This is a genomic window from Bacillus sp. LJBS17 (assembly GCF_019334685.1).
Classification (GTDB): Bacteria; Bacillota; Bacilli; order Bacillales; family Bacillaceae; genus Bacillus; species Bacillus subtilis.
In genome coordinates, this window is the sequence record NZ_CP079759.1 from 718,427 (window position 1) to 744,751 (window position 26,325).

The window sequence follows — 26,325 nt, forward strand, 5'->3', positions numbered from 1 at the left end:
CTATTATTTAGTCCTTAATCCTTCTGGCAGTGCTGCCGCTCCACCTTTTAGCCTATAGTTCGCCCAATTATTTAATCTTCGGACAAACATATTATAGTTTAAGGATGAATCAATAATTCCTAGCAATTCATTATGAGCAGCGGTTGAACCCAATCCTCCGTGTTTACCAACTGGATTCACAAACTCGACTTTGTTTATGGCAGTTCTTAAATCTCTAATTTGTTCAGCTGTAACTCCCCAATGTTTGAAAGTAGGGGCCCGAGAAACTAAATGCCATTCGTGCATGCCGCCGGGTGCTCTCAATTGTCTTTCAATTGCTCTTCTAACTTTCTTATCTGTCCAAAGCTCATCAAGTTGCTTCGTTGTTAATGAGTTGAACCAATTATTAAATTCACCACTTTTTACTGTAGGAATTATTGTTTTTCTAGGTTTCTTTATGTTCTGTGTTTTTCTTTCAGTTTTTTGCAATGCATTTGATTTCTGTTCTTCAATTTCTTTTTTCAGAAGCGATGTATTCTTTACATTATGCGTATTCTCAATATCCTGAGCAATCCCTGCAAAAGCGACTTGATTTTTACCTTTTAAAGCACTGCTGAAATCTTTTGTTTTCTGGATTCCTGTCTTTACATGTCTAGTAGTAGCTTTTTCTCCAGCTTCAAGCACTTTATCGATTTTGGCAGCACCTGCTTTACCAAGTTTACTTGTTACTTTCACAACAGAGCCAGCACCTTTTAGTCCGACGAGGCTCCCGACTACATAGGTAATATAATGAGATCGTGAGTATGCATCACCGTTAACCATTTTATCATTCCATGAATCTGCTATGTTTGTCCATATGATTTTTGCATAAGAAGGTGTCTTCAATACAGTTGAAATTGTTTTGGCTAATTTTTGTTCTTCGGAGAGCTGGGAAAACTCCCACGCTCCGACAGCTAAATCTTTAACACCAGTCACAGTATCCTTAGCGACATCGTAGAGACCGACTCCAACTCCTTTCAGAACTTCCCATGTGGTTTCACCAACTTCTTCGAGCTGTTTTGCTTGCTCAAGCTGCACCACATACTGTAACTGTGCAGGCTCAAGGTTCTCATACCCAATCTTCTTCGCAATTTCTAAATATTCATCAGGGTCAGATACCCCATCCGCAAGCTTTTTCTTCAATTTCTCAATCTCGCGTTCCTTGGCTTCCTCTTTCTTAATCTTCAAGTAAGCCTCAGTCCGCTTTTCAATGTCGCCTTTTTTCTTATGTATGTCGCTCTCACGGTACGCCTTGGCGTTGTAGTGGATGGGTGTTGCGTTTTTTCCTTTGCCCGTTGCTTCTTGGAGCTTTTGGAAGTCGGATTTGATGAATTGTTCGTTTGGTTCTGACAGGGCGTATTCTGTTTTCAGGTCTTCGTCCAAGGCGTCCAATTTTTCCAGTGTTTTTTTGCGTTTGTCGTTGGCATCAGCCAGCTCGTCTTTGAAGGTTTCTGTTGAAAACAAGTCGAGCGGGAGGATGTCGTCGATATCGTTTAAGATATCTTTCATCGCTTTTTTCTGTTCAGACATGATGGATTTCGATTTTTTGTGCGCATTTTCCAGTTCATGCTTCAGGAAGGATTCTTCGATGTATGCGTCAGAGAGGCCTTTGTCCTCGGCGGCTCCGGCGATGCTGTTGAAAAATGCGATTTTCATGTCGATGTAGTCGATCCAATGGTCGGTGACGCCGACGTGGTCGTGGTAGAAGGCTTTGATGTTGCTGGCGCCTTTACCTGAGAATTCACTGTCACTGAGATTAGCGACGCTTTTTAATGCTTTTCTCAAATTAACCATTTGCGTTCTTAGTTCTTTGTACTCTTTTGCACGGTCTGCCGCTTCCGAAAGCAGTGTTTTCGCTTCAAATACTTTCATGACCATTTCCCTTCTTTTGTTCACTCAATATCAAAATTTTACCACGGGGTGGGATGATGGTGGGTGTGAGAACGTGTTTTGGTGGAAAAATGAGTCATTTGGCATGTGTCTTTATTCGTGGAGGGATTGGCGGAAACATGGTCGAAATGATATTGATTGCTACACATTTTTTGGAAGTTTGTATTCTATATTGTTTTTTAAGGAGCATGTTGATGACGAAAAAACGGATTACATTTGGTTTATTAGTTTTAATGGTATGTGTCATCCTGTTTGTTCTGTATGTTCAGTTACGCAATAAAGACAGTATTCCTGTCCAATCTTCCGCCATCCACCCCGAAGAAGACCGCATCTTTTTTATCTACTCCAATCCTTTCATAAAAGAAAGCGTGCTGGTTTCAACCTCTACAGGCGAACGGTTTAACAGGCGTACGTTTAAGGTGGCGGATGTGCCTTATATTCAAACGAAATCTTATGCATCAACAGAACTTGTATTATTGGCGGAACACGAGCCTTTTTACTACACGCTGGAGAAGGATGCGATCAAAGAGCATCCGCTTTCAGATCCATTTGCGTTTTGGTATGAGGAGAAGGATGTCTCTGTTAAGGCCTATAATGTTGATACGACGGGAAATGAGATCCACATAAATGACAGAAAAAAGAAAAAGGAATATAGCCTTACCTTGCCTTCGCTTGTCACGATGGGGGCCAGTGATGAGAACTATATTTATATCATTCAAAGCATGGCTATTTACGTGATTGACAGAAAAACAGAGGAAATGATTGAGACCCTGAGTTTAGCTTCGTACGCTGATCAATTCGCAGACTCGGAGGAATTTATTGTCGCGAGCTCGGAGCATGAATTGACTGTGATTGAAAAAGGGACATGGAAAACGACATATATTCCGTATCCTGAAGATCTTGAATATGCAGATACTGTGTATTATGACAAAGAAAGCGGCAGTTTTTACGTGGCGTACGAGGACAAAGAGGGTGAGGCGAACTTGCTGGAGTATGGGAAGGGATTTTCTTTTCATACATATAGTTTGAATTTCCCTTATATGGAGGCGAAGTTTAAGGGGAATTTATTGTATATAGTCGCCCAGAAAGAGCATAAAAAGGGCATCGGCGGCTATGTGGGTGTGTTTGATATCCATTCTAAGAAGATGCTTTATCAGTTTGATTTGCCTGAGGAACAGGTGAAGGTTCAGGATTTTGTTGTGGTTGACAATAAGTGAATACGTATATGAAATAGAATGACAAAGACCCTTGCATAAAGGGTTCTTTTTTACGAAAAAAACAAATTGACAGGATGAAAAAACAATTTCTTCCTTTCGTATTGTTTTCAAAATTTGGGATTGATAGAATATGACATATCTCATAGAGAAGGAGGGAAGCCGTTGAGTCAAGCCATACCGTCTTCGCGTGTAGGTGTTAAGATTAATGAATGGTATAAAATGATTCGCCAGTTCAGTGTTCCGGATGCTGAGGTTCTGAAAGCGGAGGTGGAGCAGGACATTCAGAGGATGGAAGAGGATCAGGATTTGCTGATCTATTATTCTCTGATGTGTTTCCGGCACCAGCTGATGCTGGATTATTTGGAGCCGGGACAACCTTACGGGAATCGCCCTACAGTGACAGAGCTTCTTGAAACGATAGAGACCCCTCAGAAAAAACTCACAGGCCTTTTGAAATACTACTCTTTGTTTTTCCGCGGCATGTATGAATTTGATCAAAAAGAATATGTGGAAGCGATCGGGTATTATCGCGAGGCGGAGAAAGAACTGCCGTTTGTGTCAGATGAAATTGAGAAAGCGGAATTCCATTTTAAAGTGGCCGAAGCGTATTATCACATGAAGCAAACCCATGTGTCGATGCATCATATTCTTCAAGCCTTAGACATTTATCAAAAAAATCCCCTATACAGCATTAGAACGATACAAAGCTTGTTTGTGATCGCCGGCAACTATGATGATTTCAAACATTATGATAAAGCGCTCCCGCATTTAGAGGCGGCGCTGGAATTGGCAATGGACATTCAAAATGACAGGTTTATCGCCATTTCTCTATTGAACATCGCGAACAGCTATGACAGATCAGGAGATGATCAGATGGCTGTAGAACATTTCCAAAAAGCGGCGAAAGTAAGCAGAGAGAAAGTGCCTGATCTGCTTCCGAAAGTCTTGTTTGGATTAAGCTGGACATTATGTAAAGCGGGCCAAACACAGAAGGCGTTTCAGTTCATAGAGGAAGGATTAGACCATATCACAGCACGTTCTCACAAATTTTATAAAGAATTGTTTCTGTTCTTGCAGGCCGTGTACAAGGAGACTGTTGACGAACGAAAAATTCATGATCTTTTAAGCTATTTCGAAAAAAAGAACCTGCACGCGTACATTGAAGCATGTGCCCGGAGTGCTGCCGCTGTTTTTGAAAGCAGCTGTCACTTTGAACAAGCTGCTGCGTTTTATCGGAAAGTGCTGAAAGCCCAAGAAGATATTCTAAAAGGAGAGTGTTTATATGCCTATTAAGAAAAAAGTGATGATGTGTCTGGCTGTTACTCTAGTTTTCGGAAGCATGTCGTTTCCAACCCTGACAAACTCCGGCGGATTTAAGGAATCAACAGATCGAAATACGACGTATATCGATCATTCCCCTTACAAACTTAGTGATCAGAAGAAAGCCCTTAGCTAGGGCTTTTTCTTGCTTTACGGAAGACGTTCCATTTTCCACATCGCGGCATTCCTTCTATTTCTAACGCAAGACACTCGAAACAACCAAACCATTTGAGGTATAATGGATAAAGTGAATAACAGTATTTAGATTGATATATATGAAAGAGAGTGGAACATCATGGGCCGTAAGTGGAACAATATTAAAGAGAAGAAGGCGTCTAAGGACGCAAATACGAGTCGGATTTATGCGAAGTTTGGCCGTGAGATTTATGTGGCGGCGAAACAGGGCGAGCCTGATCCGGAATCCAACCAGGCGCTGAAGGTTGTGCTTGAGCGTGCGAAGACTTACAGCGTGCCGAAAAACATCATTGAACGTGCGATCGAGAAGGCGAAGGGCGGAGCGGAAGAGAATTACGATGAGCTTCGTTATGAGGGCTTCGGGCCGAACGGATCAATGATTATCGTTGATGCGCTGACGAATAATGTAAACCGTACGGCGCCGGAAGTGCGTGCGGCGTTCGGGAAAAACGGCGGAAACATGGGTGTGAGCGGATCTGTTGCTTACATGTTTGACGCGACGGCTGTAATCGGTGTGGAAGGCAAAACTGCTGACGAAGCGCTTGAAATCCTGATGGAAGCGGATGTTGATGTCCGTGACATTTTAGAAGAGGATGACAGCGTGATCGTATATGCTGAGCCTGATCAATTCCATGCGGTGCAAGAGGCGTTTAAAAACGCGGGTGTCGAGGAATTTACAGTAGCGGAGCTGACAATGCTTGCGCAAAGTGAAGTAACGCTTCCGGATGATGCAAAGGAACAGTTTGAAAAATTGATTGATGCATTAGAAGATTTGGAAGATGTTCAGCAGGTATATCATAACGTTGATTTAGGTGAGTAAGGAGTGAGCAGGCTGTTATGGCCTGCTTTTTTTGTCCTGGAAATTGTTTTAGCTGTATGTAGGCGGCCGCCTATACGATCTATAAGATATTCTCATACTCTGGACTGTAACCTATGTGAAGGAGAGAGTGAATATGACTGATACAAGACATATGTATGGCGGACCTGGTTTTGGTCATTATCAGGGCTTTGGTATTGGCTATCCGGGCTATGGCATGCAAAGCACAGGCCACCCGGGCTTTGGCATGTATGGAGGCTACCCAGATCACGGCATACATGGAGGTGTCGGCGGCTATCCGGGATATGGAACGTACGGAGGATACGGAGGATCCGGCGGTTACCCAAGCGGCGGCTATGGAGGCTCTCCGGGAACTGTAAGTTATCCGAACATGCACCATGAAAATGATGGCCATCACCACTATTATCACCATCATCATGATGGAAAAGATAATCTTCATCACCATGTTGGAAAGGATAATTATCACCACCATCATGATGGTCATTATGGCCACCATCACCACCATATGGGCCACTGGGGAAAAGACGGTTATAAATAAAGAAGATGATGATAAAAAGAGGACACTCTTGCAGATCAAGAGTGTTTTTTTAGCTTTTTTCTTGACTGTTCAGTCTGGAAAATGGTAACATTTGTTTCAGGAGGTGATCATTTTTTGGGGAGGAATAAAGAATTTGATACGGCGCTTGTTCTTCACAGGGCGATAGAGGTTTTTGGAGAGTATGGCTACGAAGGAACGTCTCTTCAGGATCTGCTCTCTCATTTAGGCATTGCGCGCCAGAGCTTGTATGATACGTATGGCACGAAGCGTGATTTGTTTTTGTCCGCGGTGAAATCGTATCTTGAAGGGAAAAACGCTGCAGTTATGGAAAGGCTTGAAGCGCCAGGATCTGTAAAGGAAGCCATTCGTGATATTTTTCAGGAGGGTGTCAATGCCCTGAGGGATCCGGAGCGGGCGAAGGCGTGCTACATTATGAACAGTGCGATTGAACAGATCCCGCATGACCCTGAGCTTGCCCGGTATTTTGACAGACAATCCAAGCAGCTTGAGGACGCTTTTTATCAGGCGCTTTTAAGGGCGAAGGATCAAGGAGAATTGAATGGCGAAGATCATGATATATCTGCGCTCGCCCGGTACCTGAATCAGAGCAGGCTGTCACTGACATTTATTGCAAAAGTGACGGCAGATATGGATCGTCTTCAGGACCATGTTGACGTGAGTTTATCAGTGCTTGATTAACATGTGGTAAAGAATGCTTTGCCCATGTGTGTATTTTTTGGACTGAATGGTCTGGAAATAAAAAAAGAGGTGATGATGAATGTTGATGAATGAATTTGAAAAAGCATGTGAAACATTGAGAAAGTTTATGGCTTATATGCTTGAGAAGGACATGAAGAGCTGGATGGAGCTTTGGGATGAGAATGCTGTATTTGAGTTTCCTTATGCGCCGGAGGGATCACCAAAAAGAATAGAAGGAAAAGCGGCCATTTACAACTATATTAAGGATTATCCTAAGCAGATCCATCTTTCTTCATTTACCACTCCGACAGTGTACCGTTCAGCAGACTCGAATACGGTGATTGCGGAGTTTCAATGTGACGGCCATGTGATTGAGACTGGACTGCCTTATCGCCAAAGCTATATCAGTGTCATCGAAACGAGAGACGGCCGCATTGTGCGTTATAGGGATTATTGGAATCCGCTTGTTGTAAAAGAGGCCTTTGGAGGATCATTTTTGCAAACAGAGGAGAGTGGGAAATGATGAAACAGAATCCGATTTTAATCACGGGCGGGACTGGCACAGTCGGCAGCCGAATCGCCAGCCGTTTAATAAAGCTGGGATACAGAGTGCGTATTGCAAGCCGAAAAAAGGGCGCGCTTGCAAGTGCGGAGCATGTGTATTTTGATTGGAAGGATGCCTCCAGTTTTACGCCTGCTCTAGAACAGGTAAAAGACATCTATCTTGTTGCTCCGGTCGGTGTACTTGATCCGGCTCCCTATGTGCTTCCCTTTTTAAAGGAAGCAAAGCGTCTCGGCGCAAAGCGGGTAGTGATGCAAAGTGCGTCTGTTGTCTCCGAGAACGGTCCCGTGTTTGGCGCGCTTCACCAGGCAGTGCGCGAGTTTCCAGAATGGACGGTGCTGCGGCCCTCATACTTTATGCAAAATTTCATCAATGTCCAGCATCGCATGTCTATTCAAACGGAGGGGCGCATCACAACGGCTTCGGGTGAAGGAAAACTTGGGTTTATTGACGCTGATGACATCGCAGAAACAGCCGTCAGGGCTTTGATTGATGATGTTCCTCATCAAACACATCATATTCTGACAGGTCCCGAGGCGCTGAGCTATGCCGAAGCGGCGGAGATCATTGGAGCTGCGGCGGGACGCCGGGTGGAGCATGTCAGCATTTCTCGTTCCGAGCTGCAGCATAAAATGGAGGCAGGAGGTTTGCCCGCGGATTATGCCCATTTTATGGCGAAGCTTGATGAGGCAATCAGCCATGGTGCGGAACATCGGGTAACGGATACAGTGAAGCGTGTGACGGGAAAAGAACCTCGTTCGCTGTCAGAGTTTGCGGCTGCTCATGCTGCATATTGGAAACACTGACCTCATTCTGGACTGAATAGTCTAGAAAGACCTTCGGCGCTTCCGAAGGTCTTCTTATTGAAAAAGCTAAGTCGTGTTTCAGTCATAATCATGCCTCCTGCCTCATACCTATTAAGGTCATTGTTTTTGAGAAAGGAGGAGCCGGAATGAAGGATATGCAGCCGTTTACGCCTGTCAAATCATATACGCCCTTTCACAGCCGTTTTGATCCCTGTCCGCCCATAGGGAAGAAATATTACAGAACGCCCCCTAACCTTTATATGACCTTTCAGCCTGAGCACATGGAGCAGTTTTCGCCGATGGAGGCTTTGAGGAAAGGCACCCTTTGGAAGGATCTCTATGATTTTTATGAAAACCCTTATCGAGGGGGAGACGCACATGGCAAAAAAGGTTGACGCCGAATATTATCGTCAGCTTGAGCAAATACAGGCTGCTGATTTTGTGCTTGTTGAGCTGAGTCTTTATTTAAATACACATCCTCATGATGAAGATGCGCTGAAGCAATTCAATCAATATTCCGGCTATTCAAGGCACTTAAAAAGACAGTTCGAATCCTCTTACGGACCGCTTCTGCAGTTCGGCAACAGCCCCGCGGGCAAGGATTGGGATTGGGGAAAAGGGCCATGGCCGTGGCAAGTATAAGGAGGAATGCCTGAATGTGGGTGTATGAAAAGAAGCTGCAATACCCTGTCAAGGTCAGTACGTGCAACCCGACGCTGGCGAAGTATTTGATTGAGCAGTATGGCGGAGCGGACGGCGAGCTGGCCGCAGCTCTCCGGTATTTGAACCAGCGTTATACGATTCCTGATAAGGTCATCGGCCTTTTAACAGATATCGGCACGGAGGAGTTTGCCCATTTGGAAATGATTGCGACCATGGTCTATAAGTTAACAAAAGACGCCACACCGGAGCAGCTGCGTGAAGCCGGGCTTGGCGATCATTACGTCAATCACGACAGCGCGCTTTTTTATCATAATGCGGCGGGCGTGCCGTTTACCGCGAGCTATATCCAAGCGAAGGGCGATCCGATTGCCGATTTATACGAAGATATTGCCGCAGAAGAAAAGGCGCGGGCGACGTATCAATGGCTGATTGATATTTCGGATGATCCTGATTTAAACGATTCCCTGCGTTTTTTGCGTGAGCGTGAAATCGTACACTCTATGCGCTTCAGAGAAGCGGTTGAAATTTTAAAAGAAGAACGGGATAAAAAGAAGATTTTCTAATAGGCAGATTGGCCTCTCTTTCATACACCCTTTTACATACAGAGAAAATGGTCTGTTTTTGCAGTTTGGTCTGCATTATAATCAAGGTGTGTGTGCAAGCTTACTTTTTGATTGGGAGGCCTTTATGTCAGCTTTTAAGATTGAGAACGAAACGATTGCAGATGGATTTTACGCGTGTCCGGCCGTCTATGAGGATGCAGAATCGATTACCGGGTTGCTCGTCCGAACAGCTGAATGGCTCCGGGATCGGGGTTCTAACCAATGGAGCGGACTTCTGAAAGGGCAAGATATACATGATATCACGGGGTCAATTGAAAAGGGACATGTGTTTGTGTTTAAAAAAGATGAAGAGCTTGCGGCTGTCGTGATGCTGCTGCCTGAACCGAGCGAGTGGGACCGGACGCTTTGGGGAGACGATGGGCATGAGGAGTCCATTTATTTGCACCGCCTCGCAGTAAGCCGCCGATTTGCGGGACAGGGGCTTGGAGCCCGCGTCCTTCAGTGGGCGGAGACGGGCATACACTTTCCGGGAAAAACACGGATCCGGCTTGACTGTGTCGCTGATAGCGACGCCCTGCATTCCTTTTATCGGCGTATGGGATATGAATTCATGGGTGCTGATGCGTCCGGATATCATTTGTTTGAGAAAGAGATTTCGGCAGAATAAGCGTCCTTTGCAGGGGGCTTTTTTGTCTTTTTCTAAAAGGGAGGGCAGGCGATGTGTGGCCAATTTTATTTGTGACAGGGATTGTGACGGCTTGTCTGTTTGCTGGCGTATCCGTTTTGATGCAGATGAGATTTCCTGACAAAAGTCGGCCGGAATGGATGTTGGCCGGGCTGATCGTCCTTGGTGTGTTTGCGATCTGGTACAGCCTCGTGTATGTACGCGGCTGGGAAGGGGCTGCGCTCGGAATGCTTGGATTCAATGTCATTTTCGGAGCCATTGCCGGATATTTGATCGATAAGGCCATCCGGCGTTACAGGAAAAGATAAGGCTGCTGCCGTCTCTCATCATGTCGAAATTTTCACAGAACGGCAGGAATTTTCTTTCGAAAGGAGAAATACATATTACTTTAAAATGAAAGCGTTTTCCGAAGCGGGAAGGTGATGTTGATGATACACAGTGTGACAAATGGGCTGAATCGTTTTTGTACGTGGGTGATGAGACTGGCCTATTTGAATGTGCTTTGGATTTTGTTTTCTCTTGCAGGCCTGGTTGTATTTGGGCTGATGCCCGCTACTGCCGCGATGTTTACAGTGGCGAGAGAATGGGCGAAGGGGAATACAGATGCCCCGGTGTTTTCTGTCTTTTTTCGGACGTTTAAAAAGGAATGGCGGGCATCACAGATCCTCGGGCTTATCGTTGTGACGGCTGCCCTGTTTCTGTTTGCGGATATGCGGATAGCGGCTCAGATGGACCAGCCTGTGCTCGTCAATGTATTCCTGAGCATTAGTTTGATTTTCGTGTTTGTTGTGCTGTATGTGTTCCCGGTGTTTTCTCATTTTGATGTAAAAATCAGAGAGGTGCTGAGCATCAGCTTTTTGATTGCTTTCAGCCGTCCGGCGGTGACGCTTTTGATGGCAGCGGGCGCTGTCGGTGTGCTTTGTCTCGTTCTGTTTCATGTCACGTTTCTATTGTTTTTCAGCGGGAGTTTACTCAGCCTGATCTTAACGAAGCTGTCCTTTAAAGCGTTTCGGTCAATGGATCAGCGGCAGGAGAAAGAAAAGGCGGCATGAAGAAAAGAGTTGCTGGCTGGTACAGGCGGATGAAGATTAAGGATAAGCTGTTTGTGTTTCTATCGTTGATTATGGCCGTATCCTTTCTGTTTGTATACAGCGGGGTCCAGTATGCCTTTCATGTGTATGATGAGCAGATTTACCGCAAGTCCTCGGAGGTGCTTCGGATGTCTTCTGAAAGGATCGAAGACGAGCTGAAGAAGATAGAGGATGTGTCATATGAAATCATTACAGACGAACAGATTCAGCGCATCCTGAGCATGCAAAATCGGGATGATACGTATGATCAATATCAAATGAAGCAGGAGCTTTGGGATCAGCTTGCGGGATATGCCAGCGATGAAAAGTACATCGATTCCATTCATTTGATTGATGCCCGCGGCTCAGAGTATTCAGCCGGAAGCAGTTCTTCAGATCTTTTGCAGCAGGAGCAGGAAGAGGTATTTAAGCGAGCGAAAGCGAAAAATGGAAGAAATCTTTGGATGACGCTCGGCGGGTCAGATCCTGTCCTGATTTCAGCACGGCAGATCAGGTCCTATCACCAGCTGAGTCTGAACGGCTTGGGCATGGTGCTGATCCAAGTCAATGTAAAACAGATGATTCGTGATGTGCCGAAGGATTGGGGCGATTCAGTCGGAGACATTATGATTGCTGACCAAGGCGGGAATTTGGTGTATACGGCACATGCATCAGCGCATGTTCCTGAGGCAGCAAAAGAGACGCTGAAGCACCCCGGTTATGACTTGATAAAAAAGAATGGCAAACGTTACTTTATTTCTTATCTTCAATCATCCTACCAAAATTGGAGCTACTATAACGTTATCCCCTTTGATCAGATGTTCGCGAAAATTTCCTTTATGAAAACAGTGATCGGCACATGCTTTCTCCTCTTTTTCTGTGTGGTTTTGCTTTTCGGAAGGAAAATCGCCAACAGCATCACGGAGCCGATTGAACAGCTTGTGACCGCGATGAAATCGGTACAGCACGGCGGTATTGAAGCAGGTGTGTCGCTTTCTCTGCCGGAACATACACAGGATGAGGCCGGCATGCTGAACCGCCATTTTACTGTCATGATGAAACGGATTAATGAGCTGATGGAAGAAAATGTGGAAAAACAGCTCATTATTAAAGAAACCGAATTGAAAGCACTGCAAGCCCAGATCAATCCGCATTTTTTATATAACACGCTCGAGTCCATCAATTGGCTGGCCAAGGCGAATCAGCAAAAGCAAATCTCAAAAATGGTGGAATCGCTCGGTTTTCTTCTGAGAAACAGCATACATATGAAAAAGGATATCGTGACCATTCAGGAGGAGGCGGACATTTTACGTCACTATATGACCATTCAGCGATTTCGATTTGAAGAGCGCCTGAATTTCACGTTGGATATTGACGATGAGGTGAAGCATTGCCTCATTCCGAAACTGACGCTCCAGCCGCTTGCGGAAAATGCGATTCAATACGCGCTTGAACCCTTTACAAGGCCATGCGCCATCCGGATTCAGGCCAAAAAGGCAAAGGAATGTGTCTGTATTACGGTCGAAGATAACGGTCCTGGCATGGATGGACGGATTCTTGAATCAACGGGCGGAAGAGGAATCGGACTTTGGAATATTCGCGAGCGTATCAGCCTGACATTCGGAGAGCCATACGGCTTGCGGATTCATAGTGAGCATGAAAAGGGGACGAGGATTGTGATCACAATACCGTGCCGAAATGAGGTGGTGTGATGTATAAAATACTGCTGGCTGATGATGAGAGGATTATCCTTGATGGAATGGCAGGAATCATTGAGTGGGAGTCGCTTGGCGCCTCATTGATCGGTAAAGCGCAGAACGGACATGAAGCATATGAAAAGATTGTACATAAGCAGCCGCATATCGTCATCACAGACGTCAAAATGCCCGGTATGGACGGGCTTGAGCTGATCAAAAAGGTGTCAGCCATCAGTCCGTCGGTGCAATTTATCGTCCTGTCCGGGTTTGGAGAGTTTGAGTACGCAAAGGAAGCCATGAAATATGGGGTGAAGCATTATTTGCTGAAACCCTGCAATGAACAGCAGATTATCAGCTCGCTGGAGGAAATCATTGCTGAGCTGAAGCGGCAAGATGTGCACAAAAAGAAAACAGCCCATCTGAAACACGAGCTGGACCATATCCGTTCCTTTGCAGCCGATCAATACTTGGAAGGCTTGATCGCAGGTGTAGCCCAGTTGTCTCCGCCGCCTTCACTTGCCGGAAAAAAGATCCGCCTCTTGATCTTAAAAGGGGAACAATCTATTGATGCCGCAGCCAGAGAGGCACTCGGATCGGCACTGACAGCGGTTTGCAGCAGCGGAGAATGGACAGTGCTCGCCGTAGAGGAGAACGCCGCTGAAAAGGCGGCGGAGGTTTTTGCGGACCGCAAGATGGCCATCAGTCAGGCGGGAGAACTCCGGCACGCGGGGCAGCTGTTTCGTGACACAGCTGAAGCGTCTGGTGACCTGCATGGGAGCGCAGTGATTTCAAAAATGATCAGGCTTATTGCCGACGAGCTCGGAAATCCGAATCTGTCCTTAAAATGGGCGGCGAAGGATATGCTGTTTATGAATCCTGATTATCTCGGGAAATTATTTAAGCAGGAAACAGGCGAGAAATTTTCCCAATATGTTACACGAGTGCGTCTTGAACATGCGATGAAACAGATGAAAATGAGGCGGGACGCGAGTGTATCAGAAATTGCTGAAGAAATCGGATTTGGCGATAATCCGAAGTATTTCAGTCTTGTTTTTAAAAAATATACCGGTCTGACACCGTCAGAATTCAGAAGAAAACAGGGAGGCGCTTCCGCAGGATAGCCATCTCTGTTTTTTTGACTTTCGCCACTGTTTTTTGAGTGTTTCGCCTTATCCGAACGCTTTAAAATAAAATGTAAGCACTTACATTAAAGGGGGGATTGGTTTGAAGAAGATTTGTTACGTGCTGTTATCCCTTGTCTGCGTCTTTTTTTTCAGCGGATGTTCAGCGGGTGAAGAGGCCTCAGGAAAAAAAGAAGACGTTACACTCAGAATCGCGTGGTGGGGCGGGCAGCCAAGGCATGATTATACGACAAAGGTAATTGAACTTTACGAGAAAAAGAATCCGCACGTCCATATTGAAGCGGAATTTGCGAACTGGGATGACTACTGGAAAAAGCTTGCGCCCATGTCTGCCGCCGGCCAGCTTCCTGATGTCATTCAAATGGATACCGCTTACTTAGCCCAATACGGAAAGAAGAACCAGCTGGAAGATTTAACGCCGTATACAAAGGATGGGACGATTGACGTCAGTTCAATCGACGAGAATATGCTGTCGGGCGGAAAAATCGACAATAAGCTTTATGGATTTACGCTAGGTGTCAACGTGCTGTCTGTGATTGCGAATGATGATTTGCTGAAAAAAGCCGGTGTGTCTATCAATCAGGAAAACTGGACGTGGGAGGATTACGAGAAGCTGGCGTATGATCTTCAGGAAAAAGCCGGTGTCTACGGTTCCAACGGAATGCATCCGCCTGATATTTTCTTCCCTTATTATTTGCGCACAAAGGGTGAGCGCTTTTATAAAGAAGACGGCACTGGCCTCGCGTATCAAGATGATCAGCTGTTTGTCGATTACTTTGAGCGGCAGCTGAGGCTGGTGAAAGCGAAAACGTCCCCAACACCTGATGAAAGCGCACAGATTAAAGGGATGGAAGACGATTTTATCGTCAAAGGCAAATCAGCGATTACATGGAACTACTCCAATCAATATTTGGGCTTTGCCCGGCTGACAGACTCGCCGCTGTCTCTCTATCTGCCGCCGGAGCAAATGAAGGAAAAGGCGCTGACATTGAAGCCGAGTATGCTGTTTTCCATTCCGAAAAGCTCTGAGCATAAAAAAGAGGCAGCGAAATTTATTAATTTCTTCGTGAATAATGAGGAAGCGAACCAGCTGATTAAAGGCGAGCGAGGCGTTCCAGTCTCCGACAAGGTGGCGGATGCGATTAAACCGAAGCTGAATGAGGAAGAAACCAACATCGTGGAGTATGTAGAAACCGCGTCAAAAAACATCAGCAAAGCCGATCCGCCAGAGCCTGTGGGAAGCGCGGAGGTCATCAAGCTGCTGAAGGATACGTCAGATCAGATTCTGTATCAGAAGGTATCGCCGGAAAAAGCCGCCAAAACGTTCCGGAAAAAGGCCAATGAGATATTAGAGAGGAATAATTGACGGGAAATGGGGCTGACGCAATGAAAAAAAGCCGGAGTATTAGAAAAGACAATCTGGCGGGATATGCTTTTATTTCTCCGTTTATCATCGGGTTCCTATGCTTTACGGTGATTCCGATGGGGGCGTCCCTGTTTCTGTCCTTCACGAGTTATGACTTGTTTACGGCGCCGAAATGGATCGGGCTCGACAACTTTAAGGAAATGTTTACGGGTGACGAAAAGTATTGGCAGTCTCTGAAGGTGACGTTTACGTATGTGCTTGCCGGGGTTCCGCTCCGCCTCGGCTTCGCGCTTTTTATCGCTGTCATTTTAAACAATGCAGCAAAAGGAACGGCCATTTACAGAACGCTCTTTTATCTGCCTTCGATCATCGGCGGGAGCGTCGCCGTGGCGATTATGTGGCGCAATATATTTGGCAATGACGGGGTCATCAATGCGCTGCTGTTTTTTGTCGGGATTGATCAAAAAATTCTTTGGTACCAGAATCCGACAAGTGCGCTGTGGACATTGATTCTGCTGTCCGTCTGGCAGTTCGGGTCGTCAATGCTGATTTTTCTGGCCGGGCTGAAAAACATTCCGTCTTCGTATTTGGAAGCGGCAAGTGTGGATGGGGCAAATCGGGTGCAGCGTTTCTTCAAGATCACGCTTCCGATTCTTACACCGATTATTTTCTTTAACCTAGTGATGCAGACGATTTCTGCTTTTATGACATTTACACCTGCCTATATCATTTCGAAGGGCGAGGGCGGGCCGCTTGACGGGACACTTCTCTATTCGCTCTATTTGTTCCAGCGTGCGTTTAACTATTTTCAAATGGGCTACGCATCGGCGATGGCGTGGGTCATGCTTGTCATTGTCGGGCTGATTACGCTCATATTGTTTAAAACATCATCATATTGGGTTCATTACGAGTCAAAGGAGGAATGACGGATGGAGCCGGTCAACGAGCCTGTCAGAAAAGCCCCGGTTTTAGAAAGAAAAAAAGCCGGTCGCGTCAGTCCCAAACGCATACTGTTCCATGTTTTTACGGCAACGCTGGCGGTGTTGCTGCTGTACCCGGTCATTTGGCTGTTTGTCAGCTCGTTTAAAGAAAGCGCCAGTATTTTTACAACCTCACATTCTCTCATTCCCGACCCTTTTATTCTCAGTAACTATGCTGAAGGGTGGAAGGGTATCGCGGGACAGCCGTTTCTGACGTTTATTAAAAACTCGGCGATCATTGTCGGACTGTCAACAATCGGTGCCGTCCTGTCATCGGCTGTCATTGCGTACGGATTTGCGCGTATTCCGTTTAAGGGAAAAAAATTTTGGTTTGCGTGCATGATGGGGACGTTAATGCTGCCTCATGAAGTGTTGATGATTCCGCAGTATATTATGTTTGCGAAATTAGACTGGCTGAATTCCTTTAAACCAATTGTCGTTCCGCAATTTTTCGGGCATGCGTTTTTTATCTTTCTGATGATCCAGTTTATCCGGACGATTCCCGAGGAGCTGGATGAAGCCGCGCGAATCGACGGATGCGGACGCTTTGCCTGCTTTTGGCGGATCATTCTCCCGCTGATTGCCCCCGCGCTTGCGACGTCTGCGATTTTCTCCTTCTATTGGAAGTGGGAGGAGCTGATTCAGCCGCTCTTGTATTTGAATAAGCCGGAGCTTTACCCTGTTTCACTTGCGCTGAAGCTTTTTCTCGATACAGAGTCGGCTTCGAACTGGGGCGCGATGTTTGCCATGTCAGCCGTCTCGTTATTGCCTGTGATTCTTGTTTTCTTTTTGTTTCAGAAATATATCGTTCAGGGCATCAGTACGACCGGATTAAAATAAAAAGGAGTGTTGCAGATGGCACAGCTTATCTTTGATGAAGAAAAGGTGACGTCGGTTATTGACCGGATCGTGAAACGGACATTTCAGATGGATTTTGCGTGGGATTGGCCGGGCGGCGTCGCGTTTTACGGCGTGGCGGAGGCCTATGAAGCGACGGAAAACGAGGAATATATCAATCTGTTAAAAACGTGGGTGGATGAACAGCTGGAGGATGGGCTGCCGCCGCTTTCAATCAACGGAGTTTCCATCGGGCATACGCTTTTGTTCCTCCACAAGGTGACGGGTGATGACGTGTATTTGGAAACAGCGGCCGAGATGGCGGAATATGTGCTGCATAAGGCGCCGCGCTTTGGCGAGGGTATCCTTCAGCATACGGTGAATGCGGCAGAATATGTGTTTCCTGAGCAGGCATGGGCGGATACGCTGATGATGGCTGGGCTGTTTATGCTGAGAATTGGGCGGGTCATGGAGCGTGAGGATTATTTTGAAGACGGCCTGCGCCAGTTTCACGGACATGAGGATGTGCTACAGGACCCTGTCACGAATTTGTACTACCACGCCTGGGACAACAAAGCGCAAAATCATCTGTCGGGGATTTATTGGGGCAGGGCGAACGGCTGGGCGGCACTCACGATGGCAAAGGCGCTCCCGCTCATTGAGGTGACACATCCTTCCTTTATGATCATCGACGGATCGCTCAGAGACCAGCTGAGCGCGCTTGTCCGGCTTCAGGATGAATCAGGGCTGTGGCATACGATTTTGGATGATCCGGATTCTTATCTGGAGGTTTCGGCATCAGCGGGTATTGCTTCTGCTCTGATGTCGAGCGGAAAGCTGTATACAAAATATGTGCAGAAATCGCTTGCCGCCATTTTGGATGCAGTGGAAGAGGACGGACGGGTCAGCAGGGTATCGGCCGGGACAGCCGTCATGAAAAATGCCGAAGGATACAAACAGGTGCCTTACAAACGAATACAAGGATGGGGGCAGGGACTTGCGCTGACGTTTCTTGCTGATGTTTTGAAAACGAAAAAACGCGTGTATCAGTAAAGACAGCGGCGGGGGGAAAGGGATGAAAAAACAGCCTCAACAGAAGGAACGGGTTTCTCGCTGGAAGGGAACGTATTTCAAAAGAAACTTTGTCTTCATTTTGCTGATTGCCTGTATTCCCGGATTGCTGACTGGCGGCGCAATCTACTTTCTTTCGATCGACAAGGTGGAGAAAGAGCTGCAGAGATCGCATGAAACACAGGTGGCGCGTGAGGTCAGCCGAATGGATGAGAAGCTGGGAGTGCTTGAACTGGCACTCACCCAGATGGCCTACGATTCTTCACTGATGAATGGATTGGCCGAGAGGGATTTGGAGAAAGACTTTACGTTCTCCTATCAATTAACGAAAAAGCTGTTTCTTTTGCGGGACCAGCAGCCGCTGATCGAGCAGGCTTCCATCTTTCTGAACAGCCCCCGGCCACTTGTGCTGAGCCCTGAATACAGCGCTTTGACAGAACAGGAGGCGCTTCGCAAGTATCGCTCGCTGCTTGCCTCAGACCACAGCATTTATTGGAAACGGTCGGGAAAACAAGCGATGCTGATCCAGCTCATTCCGGGCGCGGCGGAGAAACCGTTCGGCGCGATCATGCTGGCGGTTGATCCGAAAGAAATGGAATCAATCCTGCAAAGCTTGTCCCCCTATCCTGATGGCAGTGCGCTACTTTTAGATCAAAATCAAGAGGTGCTGTTTCATGAAGGGGAAAAAGATTTTGAAAAGACTTTACTTCAAGAGATAAAAAAACAGCCTGCTGAGAACGGCCATTTTCAGTTGGAATGGGAAGGCAAGGTGTATTCTGTCTCCTTTGGAGAAATGAACCGGATGCATCAGCAATGGACCTTTGTGTCAGCGGCGCCTCTTTCAGCTATTACAGCGCCGATGGTGTTTTTATCAAAAGTGATCATCGTGATGCTGGTCATTTGCATCGGTTTGGCGGTATGCATGACATGGTATGCATCAAAAAAAATCTATCGTCCCATTCAGCATTTGCTTGGCTTGTTTACCGGAGGAGAGAAGAAAGTATGGCAGGCGTCCGGGCAGGATGAATTCAAGTGGATTGAAAAGAGATGGCAGGATCTATCCCTTGAAAGCCGGAAGCTCCAAGAGCAGCTCCTGCGGCAGACGCCCCATATGAAAAAAAGTTTTTTGCAGCACCTCTTGCAGGGGGATTTTTACTATGACAACGAGGACAGTCTCAGATCTCGGATGGAGGAGGCCGGCTGGAACATCGGCGGAAACGTGTTTCATGTGCTTGATCTACAGGTGACAGGACTCCGCTGTGAAAAAAGCATCTTCTGTTGCGATGATGAACAGCTCGCTGTGTTTACACTGACTAATATCGCTGAGGAATTGGCGGATAAACGCGTTTTTCAGCTCTCCATACTTGATATCGGCCGGCTTTCTATCACCGTTCTTGTGATGAAAACAAACAGCTCTGATCTGAAGGCGTATATAACGGAGCTGGCACGCCAATTTGGGGATGTAACCGGACTATGCCTGACCTCGACATTGAGCAGCAAAACGGAGCGTATCACGGAAATCCCTTCTTTATTTCAGAATGTGAAAAGCGGCAAATCCCGCAGGCAGTTTGCTAACCGGGATCAGGTCATTGATTTGCAGGCCGACTTTCCTCAGAATGAGCAGTTCGCTCCTTATTACCCCTTTGAGCTGGAAAAACAAATTGTTCAGGCCATCCGGCTGGAAAGAAAACAGGAAGCCAAGGAACTGATAGATGGATGTATGAGGGAACTGGCGGAAAAGGCAGCCATAGACAGGCATGTGCATTCCGCCCTGATTCAGCTGTTTTCCCGCATTCAGGAGGATATTTTGCATTCCGGGCTCAATCCCAGCGAACTATTTCAGCACCGGAATCCGTTTCTTGATATTTCAGAATTGCGCGAACCTAATGAAGCGGCGGCCTGGCTGATGGATGTAGTGGTGACGCCTTACCTTTCCAAGCTTGAGGGCAGAAAAAACAGACAGCAAAAGCAGCTGGCAGAACGTGTGATTGCGATGATTCACGAACAGTATATGGCGGATATTTCATTGGAAAGCTGTGCCGATGCGCTTGGCATGAATTCATATACGTTAAGCAAGGCATTTAAGCAAGTGACCGGCATTAATTTTATCGATTATGTGACCCAGATCAGAATCGAAAAGGCGAAAGAACTGCTGGTCAATACGAATAAAAAAATTCATGACGTGTCAGAAGAAGTCGGCTACCGCCACAATTACTTTAACCGGATTTTTAAAAAACAGGTCGGCATGCCGCCGGGTGTCTTCAGGCAAATGTATCAGGAAACGCCGTGAAAGGAGAGAACATGTGATGAAGAAACCAATTCAAGTATTTTTAGCGGGAGATTCCACTGTGAGTGACTGCCCGCCTCATGAAGCGCCGATGGCGGGGTGGGGGCAGGTATTCGGGCAATTGTTTTCTGAAGATGTGCTGGTCCGCAATCATGCCAAAGGAGGAGCGAGCACCAATTCTTTTGTGGAGGAAGGAAGGCTTCAAGCAATTGCCGAGCACATCACACAAGGCGATTATTTGTTGATTCAATTCGGCCACAATGACCAAAAACCGCGGGGGACGAAGCCGTACTCCACATTTCAGCAGTTTCTTACCTTGTTTGCAGATACGGCACGCGAAAAGCGCGCGCATCCTGTGTTCGTCACATCGGTGCAGCGCCGCCGCTTTGATGAAAACGGACGGATCGAGCATACGCTCGGTGAGTATCCCGATGCGATGAAAGCACTGGCGAAGGAGCTCGATGTACCTGTGATTGATCTGCTTGCGAAAACAAAGGTGCTGTATGAAGCATACGGGCCGGAGGAGTCGAAGCGATTGTTCGTTTGGTTTCAGCCGAATGAACATCCGAATTACCCGGACGGCATTGAGGACAATACGCATTTTTCGGAAGAAGGTGCAGTGGAGGTTGCGAAGCTTGTGGCAGAAGGCATTGAAGAGCTCGGACTTCCGCTTAAGAACCACCTTGTGAGCCGGGAGGGGAAAGAACATGTATAAGGAAGGCGCGTGCCTGTACCGCAATCCGCTCCGGTCTAAAAGCGATGTGAAGGACTGGCGGATGGAGGGAGGCGGACAGATCTCATTTGACGATTACAGCTTGCACCTGTCACATGTCCAGGACGATGTGCACTTTGTCTTTTGGTGTCCGGAAACCTTTCCAGACGGCATCATTGTGACATGGGACTTCTCTCCGATCGAGCAGCCGGGATTGTGTATGCTGTTTTTTTCTTCTGCGGGAATGGGAGGCGAGGATTTGTTTGATCCAAGTCTCCAGAAAAGAACGGGAAAATACCCCGAGTATCATTCGGGGGACATCAATGCGCTCCACCTGTCGTATTTCCGCAGAAAATACCCGGAGGAAAGAGCGTTCCGCACCTGCAATTTAAGAAAAAGCCGCGGTTTCCACCTCGCCGCAATGGGGGCCGATCCGCTGCCTTCTCCAGACGACGCTGATTCTCCGTATCGTATGAAGCTGATCAAAGACAAAGGCTATGTGCACTTTTCAATCAATGGTCTGCCCATTCTTGAGTGGATGGACGACGGCAGCACATATGGGCCTGTGTTAACAAAAGGAAAAATCGGGTTCCGGCAGATGGCCCCCATGAAAGCAGCTTATAGGGATTTTGCTGTACATCAAGCGGTGAGAAGATGAAGACGACTGTAACGGACACGCTTTATGCAGGCTGCGAAGCGGTGGTGAAAATAGCATGGCTCAACGGGCTGTGGCTGTTGTTTACACTTTTGGGCGGCGTTCTTTTCGGATGGGCGCCGAGCACAGCCGCGATGTGTGTCATTATAAGGAAATGGCTGATGGGGCAAAAGGATGTCCCGATATTTTCGTTATTTCTCGATACCTATAAAAAAGAGTTTCTCAAGGTTAATGCGATCGGATTGGCGTTTTCGGCTCTTTTGCTCATATTGTCTGCCAACTATCATTATTTTTCTGCCAGTACGGATTGGCTGTCCTTTGCCGTAACAAGCTGCACGCTGCTTGCAGGGCTTTTGTATATCATCGCGCTGATGTATGTGTTTCCCCTTTATGTGCATTACCAGCTCCCGCTTCGCAAATATATTCCGCAGGCACTGCTGTTTGGCGCCATGAGACCGCTGACAACCGGCTGTATGCTGATCGGGTGCGGATTTGTCCTTTATTTGCTTTATACGCTTCCTGGCCTGATCCCATTTTACGGCCCGTGTTTATTTGGGCTTGTGTTGATGTTTTTTGCTCTTAGGGGATTTCAAAAGACGGAGGCCCAGCACCATCAAGCCGGGTAACAAAAAAGTGACAAATACGCAAAAAAGTGCAGTGTCCGAAATAGGCAGATGCAAAAAAGTGAAATTGAAGACAGCTCACACAGCGCATAAAATTCAATTTAAGTAAGCGCTTACAGATAAATGAGAAGGAGCTGTCTGATGATTACACGAAGGAAACGCATGTTTACCGCTGTTACGTTGCTGGTCTTGTTGGTGATGGGAACCTCTGTATGTCCTGTGAAAGCTGAAGGGGCAGCGCGGCAGATGGAAGCGCTGAACCGGGGGCTTGTAGCGGTCAAGACGGACGGGGGCATTTTTGTCAGCTGGCGGTTTCTTGGAACCGAAAACGCATCTGTTTTGTTCAATGTGTACAGAGACGGGCAAAAACTGAATGCTGCGCCTGTCAAAACCACGAACTATGTGGATAAAAACGGATCGGCGGGCTCAACGTATACGGTTCGTGCTGTTGTAAACGGTACCGAACAGCCGGCTTCTGAAAAAGCCTCCGTATGGGCGCAGCCGTATCATTCCGTCCCGCTGGATAAACCGGCTGGCGGCACGACGCCAAAGGGTGAAGCTTACACGTACAGCGCTAATGACGCAAGTGTTGGCGATGTGGATGGTGACGGGCAATACGAGCTGATCCTGAAATTTGACCCGTCCAACTCAAAAGACAATTCACAGGATGGCTATACGGGTGACGTGCTGATTGACGCGTATAAACTGGACGGCACAAAGTTATGGCGGATCAATCTCGGCAAAAACATCAGAGCGGGCGCGCACTACACCCAGTTTATGGTGTATGACCTTGATGGTGACGGAAAAGCGGAAGTGGCAATGAAAACGGCAGACGGGACAAAAGACGGCACGGGCAAAGTAATTGGAGATGCCAATGCAGATTACAGAAATGAACAGGGGCGTGTGCTTTCAGGCCCTGAATATCTCACTGTGTTTCAAGGTTCAACCGGGAAAGAGCTTGTCACCGCAAATTTTGAACCGGCGCGCGGCAATGTGTCGGATTGGGGTGACAGCTACGGCAACCGTGTTGACCGTTTTCTCGCCGGCATTGCCTACCTTGATGGACAGCGGCCGAGCCTGATCATGACCAGAGGGTATTACGCTAAAACCATGCTAGTTGCCTATAACTTCAGGGATGGAAAGCTGTCAAAGCTTTGGACGCTGGACTCCTCAAAGTCAGGAAATGAAGCGTTTGCCGGACAGGGGAATCACAACCTGAGCATCGCGGACGTTGACGGGGATGGAAAAGATGAGATTATTTTCGGCTCAATGGCTGTTGATCATGACGGGAAAGGCATGTACTCGACCGGCTTAGGCCATGGGGATGCCCTCCATACAGGAGATCTTGATCCGGGCCGGCCGGGGCTTGAGGTGTTTCAAGTTCATGAGGACAAAAATGCAAAATACGGCTTATCTTTCCGGGATGCTGCAACCGGAAAAATCCTTTGGGGCGTTTATGCCGGCAAGGATGTAGGCCGGGGAATGGCTGCTGATATTGACCCGCGTTATCCGGGACAGGAAGTGTGGGCAAACGGTTCTCTCTACTCAGCGAAAGGGGTCAAAATTGGAAGCGGGGTTCCGTCCTCGACCAACTTCGGCATCTGGTGGGACGGCGATCTGCTCCGGGAACAGCTGGACAGCAACCGAATTGATAAGTGGGATTATCAAAACGGCGTATCGAAAAATGTGCTGACTGCATCAGGCGCAGCGGCTAACAACGGCACAAAAGCAACACCGGCGCTTCAGGCTGATCTGCTCGGTGACTGGCGCGAGGATGTCGTGTGGAGAACGGAGGACAGCAGTGCTCTGCGCATTTACACGACGACCATTCCGACTGAGCACAGGCTGTATACGCTGATGCACGATCCGGTGTACCGGCTTGGCATCGCCTGGCAAAATGTCGCCTATAACCAGCCGCCGCACACAAGCTTCTTTTTAGGAGACGGCATGGCGGAACAGCCAAAACCAAATATGTATACGCCTTAACTGAAAGGGGGAAGGAGCGGGCTGCGCGCAGCCCGTTCCCATCAAATGAAACCAAAAAAGAGGCAAATGGAATACTTGACCAGAGGTTTGATTGCGGTAAAGACAGATCAGGGCGTGTTTGTCAGCTGGCGTTTTCTCGGAACAGATCATGAGACGACGGCTTTTCACCTTTATCGGGATGGAAAGCGGATCACACGCGATCCAATCGCTGAAAGCACTAATTTTCTCGATCAAAACGGAACGGCTGACTCTGTTTATCAAGTGGCGGCTGTCAATAAAGGACGGGAAGAAAAGCTTTCCAAGGAAGCTCGTGTTTGGCAGGAAAATGTCCTGGAGGTTCCGCTTGCCAGACCGGAAGGCGGTGTGACGCCGGACGGAAAGCCGTACACTTACAGCGCCAATGATGCTAGTGTCGGGGATGTAGACGGGGATGGAGAATATGAAATGATCCTGAAGTGGGACCCATCCAATTCAAAAGACAACGCTCATGACGGTTATACCGGGGAGGTGCTCATAGATGCCTATAAACTGGACGGCACCTTTTTGTGGCGCATCAACCTCGGCAGAAACATCAGGGCGGGTGCTCATTACACGCAATTTATGGTGTATGACCTGGATGGTGACGGAAAAGCAGAAATCGCCATGAAAACAGCTGACGGCACAACAGACGGGAAAGGACATATCATCGGTGATGAGCATGCCGATTTTAGAAACGAACAGGGCAGAATTTTGTCCGGTCCGGAATATTTGACGGTGTTTAAAGGAGAAACCGGTGAGGCGCTCACGACCGTGGAATATGAACCGCCCCGCGGCAAGCTGGAGGATTGGGGAGACGGCTATGGAAACCGGATGGACCGTTTTCTCGCCGGGATCGCTTATTTGGATGGGGAGCGGCCGAGCCTTGTAATGGCGCGCGGCTACTATACGAGAGCCGTGCTCGTGGCATACGATTTCAGAAACGGAAGGCTCAAAAAACGCTGGGTATTTGACTCCAACCAGCCGGGACATGAAGCGTACGCAGGACAGGGGAACCACAGCTTAAGCGTGGCGGATATCGACGGAGACGGAAAAGATGAAATCATATACGGCGCAATGGCTGTCGATCATGACGGAACCGGCCTGTACTCAACGGGGCTCGGGCACGGAGACGCGATGCATGTAGGGGATCTGGACCCGTCACGAAAAGGGCTTGAAGTGTTCCAGGTGCATGAGGACGCCACGAAGCCGTACGGACTGTCACTGCGAGATGCCGGAACTGGTGAGATATTATGGGGCGTCCATGCTGGAACTGACGTTGGCCGGGGCATGGCGGCTCATATTGACCCAAGCTACAAAGGGTCGCTCGTCTGGGGAATTGATCCGCCGGGCAATGATGGCATGTCGTACGGACTTTTCACGAGCAAAGGCGAAAAAATCAGCGACAAAGCGCCCCCTTCAGCCAATTTCGCCATCTGGTGGGACGGTGATTTGGTCAGAGAACTGCTTGATCATGACTGGGACGGAACGATCGGCAGGCCAAAGATTGAAAAATGGGATGCTGAAAACGGGTGTCTGAAGACGATATTTCAGCCGGCCGGCGTGCTGTCCAACAACGGCACGAAAGGAAACCCGGTTCTTCAGGCCAACCTGTTCGGAGACTGGCGGGAAGAAGTGATATGGAGAACGGAAGACAGCAGCGCGCTCCGTATCTATACAACGACACATCTCACCCGCCACCGCTTTTACACGCTGATGCATGATCCGGTTTACAGGCTCGGCATCGCCTGGCAGAATACCGCCTACAACCAGCCGCCGCACACGAGCTTTTACCTCGGAACGGGAATGAAAAAACCGCCGAAGCCCGCCCTGTACATAGCGGGAAGTAAAGCGGAGGCGCCGCTGTAGGAGGACTAAGGGATAAGACGC

At 47.7% G+C, this 26,325-nt stretch carries 25 protein-coding genes and 2 pseudogenes; 26 read left to right on the forward strand and 1 reads right to left on the reverse strand.

All coding sequences use genetic code 11. The annotated features are described in order from the left end of the window. Positions 1-3: 3 nt before the first annotated feature. The gene (locus KXZ66_RS03655) at positions 4-1,890 is read right to left on the reverse strand and encodes a ribonuclease YeeF family protein (RefSeq protein WP_219144809.1); all 1,887 of its coding nucleotides are present in this window, start codon (positions 1,888-1,890) and stop codon (positions 4-6) included. A 212-nt stretch (positions 1,891-2,102) separates the two neighbouring features. Between KXZ66_RS03655 and KXZ66_RS03660 the strand changes: the two genes are divergently transcribed. The 26 genes and pseudogenes from KXZ66_RS03660 (at position 2,103) to rhgX (ending at position 26,304) form a co-directional block, all read left to right on the forward strand. Continuing rightward, positions 2,103-3,125 carry a hypothetical protein gene (locus KXZ66_RS03660; protein ID WP_163138486.1) on the forward strand — a complete coding sequence of 341 codons (1,023 nt, stop codon included), beginning with the start codon at positions 2,103-2,105 and terminating at the stop codon, positions 3,123-3,125. Positions 3,126-3,287: 162 nt separating this feature from the next. Then, positions 3,288-4,418: a response regulator aspartate phosphatase RapH gene (rapH, locus tag KXZ66_RS03665; RefSeq protein WP_021481275.1), complete on the forward strand. Its 1,131-nt coding sequence runs from the start codon at positions 3,288-3,290 to the stop codon at positions 4,416-4,418. Beyond that, the gene (phrH, locus tag KXZ66_RS03670; RefSeq protein ID WP_003242557.1) at positions 4,408-4,581 is read left to right on the forward strand and encodes a phosphatase RapH inhibitor PhrH; all 174 of its coding nucleotides are present in this window, start codon (positions 4,408-4,410) and stop codon (positions 4,579-4,581) included. The genes rapH and phrH overlap by 11 nt, the downstream gene beginning before the upstream one ends. A gap of 159 nt (positions 4,582-4,740) precedes the next feature. After that, positions 4,741-5,460, forward strand: coding sequence for a YebC/PmpR family DNA-binding transcriptional regulator (locus tag KXZ66_RS03675; RefSeq protein WP_003233863.1), 720 nt, complete (start codon positions 4,741-4,743; stop codon positions 5,458-5,460). Between the two features lie 133 nt (positions 5,461-5,593). Beyond that, a complete protein-coding gene (locus KXZ66_RS03680; protein WP_128746954.1) occupies positions 5,594-6,016 on the forward strand; it encodes a spore coat protein in 423 nt (140 codons plus the stop codon). A 114-nt stretch (positions 6,017-6,130) separates the two neighbouring features. Then, on the forward strand, positions 6,131-6,715 hold the full coding sequence (locus KXZ66_RS03685; protein WP_021481272.1) for a TetR/AcrR family transcriptional regulator: 585 nt from the start codon (positions 6,131-6,133) through the stop codon (positions 6,713-6,715). Positions 6,716-6,794: 79 nt separating this feature from the next. Continuing rightward, the gene (locus KXZ66_RS03690; protein WP_015715468.1) at positions 6,795-7,238 is read left to right on the forward strand and encodes a nuclear transport factor 2 family protein; all 444 of its coding nucleotides are present in this window, start codon (positions 6,795-6,797) and stop codon (positions 7,236-7,238) included. Continuing rightward, a pseudogene (locus KXZ66_RS03695) lies at positions 7,235-8,103 on the forward strand (NAD-dependent epimerase/dehydratase family protein). Before KXZ66_RS03690 ends, KXZ66_RS03695 begins: the two are co-directional and overlap by 4 nt. 126 nt (positions 8,104-8,229) lie before the next feature. Then, on the forward strand, positions 8,230-8,478 hold the full coding sequence (gene cotJA / locus KXZ66_RS03700) for a spore coat-associated protein CotJA (protein WP_003219489.1): 249 nt from the start codon (positions 8,230-8,232) through the stop codon (positions 8,476-8,478). Further along, on the forward strand, positions 8,462-8,725 hold the full coding sequence (gene cotJB / locus KXZ66_RS03705) for a spore coat protein CotJB (RefSeq protein WP_003219491.1): 264 nt from the start codon (positions 8,462-8,464) through the stop codon (positions 8,723-8,725). Before cotJA ends, cotJB begins: the two co-directional genes overlap by 17 nt. Before the next feature lie 14 nt (positions 8,726-8,739). Continuing rightward, positions 8,740-9,309 carry a spore coat protein CotJC gene (cotJC, locus tag KXZ66_RS03710; RefSeq protein ID WP_003233850.1) on the forward strand — a complete coding sequence of 190 codons (570 nt, stop codon included), beginning with the start codon at positions 8,740-8,742 and terminating at the stop codon, positions 9,307-9,309. A 124-nt stretch (positions 9,310-9,433) separates the two neighbouring features. After that, positions 9,434-9,976 (forward strand): GNAT family N-acetyltransferase, encoded by a 543-nt coding sequence (locus tag KXZ66_RS03715; RefSeq protein WP_021481270.1) that lies wholly within the window; start codon positions 9,434-9,436, stop codon positions 9,974-9,976. Positions 9,977-9,998: 22 nt separating this feature from the next. Then, positions 9,999-10,302, forward strand: a pseudogene (locus KXZ66_RS03720) (YesK-like family protein). Between the two features lie 114 nt (positions 10,303-10,416). Then, positions 10,417-11,046, forward strand: coding sequence for a YesL family protein (locus KXZ66_RS03725; protein ID WP_103803325.1), 630 nt, complete (start codon positions 10,417-10,419; stop codon positions 11,044-11,046). Beyond that, a complete protein-coding gene (gene yesM, locus KXZ66_RS03730) occupies positions 11,043-12,776 on the forward strand; it encodes a two-component system sensor histidine kinase YesM (RefSeq protein WP_019712808.1) in 1,734 nt (577 codons plus the stop codon). The genes KXZ66_RS03725 and yesM overlap by 4 nt, the downstream gene beginning before the upstream one ends. Continuing rightward, the gene (gene yesN / locus KXZ66_RS03735) at positions 12,776-13,882 is read left to right on the forward strand and encodes a two-component system response regulator YesN (protein ID WP_049140817.1); all 1,107 of its coding nucleotides are present in this window, start codon (positions 12,776-12,778) and stop codon (positions 13,880-13,882) included. Before yesM ends, yesN begins: the two co-directional genes overlap by 1 nt. 103 nt (positions 13,883-13,985) lie before the next feature. Next, positions 13,986-15,269, forward strand: a complete 1,284-nt coding sequence (locus tag KXZ66_RS03740; RefSeq protein ID WP_049140818.1) for an ABC transporter substrate-binding protein — start codon at positions 13,986-13,988, stop codon at positions 15,267-15,269. Then, a complete protein-coding gene (locus KXZ66_RS03745) occupies positions 15,266-16,195 on the forward strand; it encodes a carbohydrate ABC transporter permease (protein WP_003233835.1) in 930 nt (309 codons plus the stop codon). Before KXZ66_RS03740 ends, KXZ66_RS03745 begins: the two co-directional genes overlap by 4 nt. A gap of 3 nt (positions 16,196-16,198) precedes the next feature. Then, on the forward strand, positions 16,199-17,089 hold the full coding sequence (locus KXZ66_RS03750) for a carbohydrate ABC transporter permease (RefSeq protein ID WP_015252615.1): 891 nt from the start codon (positions 16,199-16,201) through the stop codon (positions 17,087-17,089). A gap of 15 nt (positions 17,090-17,104) precedes the next feature. Next, entirely contained in the window at positions 17,105-18,139 is a 1,035-nt protein-coding gene (gene yesR, locus KXZ66_RS03755) for a rhamnogalacturonyl hydrolase YesR (RefSeq protein WP_032677444.1), read from the forward strand. 22 nt (positions 18,140-18,161) lie between these two features. Next, entirely contained in the window at positions 18,162-20,447 is a 2,286-nt protein-coding gene (yesS, locus tag KXZ66_RS03760) for a transcriptional regulator YesS (RefSeq protein WP_049140821.1), read from the forward strand. Between the two features lie 13 nt (positions 20,448-20,460). Continuing rightward, entirely contained in the window at positions 20,461-21,159 is a 699-nt protein-coding gene (gene rhgT, locus KXZ66_RS03765) for a rhamnogalacturonan acetylesterase (RefSeq protein ID WP_151870350.1), read from the forward strand. Beyond that, positions 21,152-21,814, forward strand: coding sequence for a YesU family protein (locus KXZ66_RS03770; protein WP_151870349.1), 663 nt, complete (start codon positions 21,152-21,154; stop codon positions 21,812-21,814). Before rhgT ends, KXZ66_RS03770 begins: the two co-directional genes overlap by 8 nt. Then, the gene (locus KXZ66_RS03775; protein WP_151870348.1) at positions 21,811-22,437 is read left to right on the forward strand and encodes a YesL family protein; all 627 of its coding nucleotides are present in this window, start codon (positions 21,811-21,813) and stop codon (positions 22,435-22,437) included. The genes KXZ66_RS03770 and KXZ66_RS03775 overlap by 4 nt, the downstream gene beginning before the upstream one ends. 120 nt (positions 22,438-22,557) lie before the next feature. Then, on the forward strand, positions 22,558-24,420 hold the full coding sequence (gene rhgW / locus KXZ66_RS03780; RefSeq protein ID WP_219144810.1) for a rhamnogalacturonan lyase: 1,863 nt from the start codon (positions 22,558-22,560) through the stop codon (positions 24,418-24,420). 45 nt (positions 24,421-24,465) lie between these two features. Further along, entirely contained in the window at positions 24,466-26,304 is a 1,839-nt protein-coding gene (rhgX, locus tag KXZ66_RS03785) for a rhamnogalacturonan exolyase (protein ID WP_219144811.1), read from the forward strand. The last annotated feature ends 21 nt before the right edge of the window (positions 26,305-26,325 follow it).